Source organism: Clostridium tarantellae, from assembly GCF_009295725.1.
GTDB classification, from domain to species: domain Bacteria; phylum Bacillota; class Clostridia; order Clostridiales; family Clostridiaceae; genus Sarcina; species Sarcina tarantellae.
Genome location: NZ_WHJC01000332.1, coordinates 1 through 3,446 on the forward strand (window position 1 = coordinate 1; position 3,446 = coordinate 3,446).

2 protein-coding genes are annotated in these 3,446 nt (G+C 21.9%); both read right to left on the reverse strand.

What is annotated here, in order from left to right:
- Positions 1 to 140 precede the first annotated feature (140 nt).
- Entirely contained in the window at positions 141 to 1,667 is a 1,527-nt protein-coding gene (locus GBZ86_RS13935) for a response regulator transcription factor (protein ID WP_152891651.1), read from the reverse strand.
- A 1-nt stretch (position 1,668) separates the two neighbouring features.
- Positions 1,669 to 3,426, reverse strand: coding sequence for a sensor histidine kinase (locus tag GBZ86_RS13940; RefSeq protein WP_152891653.1), 1,758 nt, complete (start codon positions 3,424 to 3,426; stop codon positions 1,669 to 1,671).
- Positions 3,427 to 3,446 lie beyond the last annotated feature (20 nt).

Genomic DNA, 3,446 nt, shown 5'->3' on the forward strand with positions numbered 1-3,446 from the left:
TATTTAAATATATTAAAATCTATAAAATAAACAATATATATATAATTAATACCAATTTCATAAAAACTAAAAATGAGATATATCTAAAAGATATACCTCATTTTTACTTAAATATTCGTATATAATATTAACTTTTATTGTTAATAATTTTTTATAGTTCTTAATGTAGATGGACAAACACCATAATACTTCTTAAATTTTCTATAAAAATAACTTGTATCCAAATATCCTACTTGTCTTGCTATGTCATTAATTTTTAAGTTAGTATTTAAAATCAAATCCTTAGCTTTCATATTTTTAGTTTTATTTAAATACTCGGAAAATGAACATCCAACTTCTTTAGTAAATACTTGTCCTAAGTAAGAAGTATTTATATTATATTTTTGTGCTAATGTTTTTAAACTTACTTCCTCATAATAATTTTCATTTACATAACTTATTATTTGTTGAACCACAGGACTATATTTAATAGTGGTTGGATTCATTAATTCTATAACTTCATTTATTTCACTTATTAATAAAGCTTTTATATCCTCAGTACTATGTTCTTCACATAAAGATACAATTTCTCCACTTAAACTTTTTCCACTATAAGGTCTTTCTAATTTAAATTCATTTGCTACTTTATCTATTAAAAATAAAATTTTAACTGACACATCATATATCTGTTTTGGTGTTAATTTTCTTTTAGAATCAAAAATAGAATCAATATATTTTTCTACACTATTTAAATTTTTTTCAATTATAACCTTATTTAATTCATCTAATTCTTTAATAAAATTAATATTTTTATTCTCTAAATTACATACACTATTTTTATTCACACAATTATTAAATCCTAAAGTTAATACATATTGATTTAACTCCTTAGCTGAATTATAACTTTCATTTATATTGAATAACTCCTTAGTACTATCACCTATACTTATAAATACATCTAATGATAATTGTTTTATAATATTTTCTTTTAAATTGTTATAATACTCCTTTAATTCTTTTGTAGTCATTTCTTTACTCCATGAATTAATCAGTACAATTTGATTTTCTAAATTTGATATTATTTCAAATGAATTTGAACTTTGTTTCTTTATCAAATCTATTATATTATGTAATACATTATGATCAATAAATCTTTCCTTAAATCTTATTATTGCTAAGGAATACATATTTTCATTCAAGTGAAGTGATATTTTATCATTTAAAGCGTCTAATTCTTCTTTGGAAGCTTTTCCTTTTATTAATTTAGATAAAAAATTATTTTTCATAAAAATAGTTTTTTCTTTTTCATTTTCTGTTTTTAATTTATTCACTGTTTTTATTAAAGTTCTTTCTAGCTCTTCTTCATCAACAGGCTTTAAAATATAATTTTCTACACCTAATTCAATTCCTTCTTTTGCATATGAAAAATCATCATATCCACTTAAAATTATAAACTTAACTTTTTTATTAATATTTTTTATCTCTTTAAGCAATTCTAATCCTGTTATCTTTGGCATATTTATATCTGTTATAACAATATCAACAGGCTCTTTTTTAAACTTATTTAAAGCATCTTCTCCATTAGTTGCTAAATGTATTACTTCTAGACCTAGTTTGTCCCAATCTATAATATTAAAAATTCCTTGTAATATTAAATTTTCGTCATCTGCCAACATAACCTTATACATCTTAATCTTCCACCTCTCTACAGGGGAATGTTACTTCCATAACAGTTCCACCATTAACCCCGTTTTTTACTTTTAATCCATATTGTTTACCATAATTTATAACTATTCTTTCATGGACATTTAACATTCCTATAGATTTTCCTGAATAGTCTAAGTTTTTTAAACGTTTGTTTATATCTTCTAATTTTTCTTTAGATATCCCCCTTCCGTTATCAACAATATCTATTACAATATTATTTTCTTTTTTAAATATATTAATATTTAATTCATTATCATCTTTTTCTAAAGTTATTCCATGAACAAAGTAATTTTCTATTAAAGGCTGCAATGTAAACTTAATTATTTGCTTATCATATAAATCTTCTTCACAATTTATAATAAATTTAAATTTATTATCATATCTAAATTTAAATAATTCTAAATATTTTTTGCAATACTCAATTTCTTGTTTTATACTTATTATTATTTTCTCTTTTACTTGACTTCTAAATAAAAATGCAAGACTATATAACATTTTTCCAACATCTTTATCTCCATTACAAATAGCCTTCATTCTTATAGATTCTAAAGTATTATAGAGAAAATGAGGATTTATTTGATTTTGAAGAGCTACTATTTCAGCTCTTTTTTGATTTAATTCAGATAAATAACTTTTCTTAATGTAATCATCTAAACTTGAACACATTTCATTAAATTTCTCTGCTATAAAATTAATCTCATCAGATTCTCCTGTGATAGGGATTTTTATATTTAAATTACCTTGTTCTACTTCATTCATTGCTGTTACTATATTACTCATTCTATCACTTAATTTTTTGAATTTTATGTAAAGAATTCCTTCGCTTATAAGAAATAAAACTATTCCTATTATTATTGCAGAAATTTCAAAAAGTATAGGTAACCTTTCAGCATATTTTGCATTAATTTGCCCAACAATAGTAAGTCCTAAAGAATTATTTAAGGTTTTTACATAATATGCTTGTCTATCTTCATTAACTATTTTACTAGCACCATTTTTAACCTGATTAAAATAAGCATATTGTTTTAAATTATTCTTATTGCTTGAATCATATATTATTTTTCCTGTACTATCTAATATAAGAACTTGTAAATTATTATCTTCATATTTTCCATATCTAGTTAATATATTATTTATTTTTTTCAAATCATAATTTGCAACTAAAATACCTACAGATTGTAAAGAACCAATATCTCTAATTTCCCTCGTAAAAGCTATACTATTATCTTCATTTACTATGATCTCTGGTATTCTACCATCTCTTAAAATAGTATCACTATTAAACTTTTTTATGCTAACTTGTCCTTTGTTATCAAATATTGAAATTTCTTGCCTTGGATAACTATAAAGTGAAATTGTTTTTAAAGAATTATTTAAGGAAAAAGATGTTTTAATAAAATATTCTGTACCATTGTAAAAAATTTTATCACTATCCGAAAATGAATCTAGTTTTTCTTTTAAATAATCAGGCAAATCACTTTTCAAGTAATTTACTACATCCTTTAGTTTAAAGTTATCTTGATAAAGCATATTCATCATTACATTTGTTGTATTATAATCATAATTTATAAACTCTTCTACACTTTGAATAATTTTCTCAGTAATGTATAAATTATTTTTCTTAACTTGATCTGAAGCTAATTTTATAAAATAAATATCTAATGCACTAACTATAAATAAAATTACAAAAGTATAAGTTAAAAATAATCTTTTATATATTGTGGATTTTTTAAAATTCATATTTCATACCTCTATTTTAT

Coding starts and splice junctions, on each gene's coding strand:
- GBZ86_RS13935 (WP_152891651.1), bottom strand. CDS start 1,667: ATGTATAAGGTTATGTTGGCAGATGACGAAAATTTAATATTACAAGGA.
- GBZ86_RS13940 (WP_152891653.1), bottom strand. CDS start 3,426: ATGAATTTTAAAAAATCCACAATATATAAAAGATTATTTTTAACTTAT.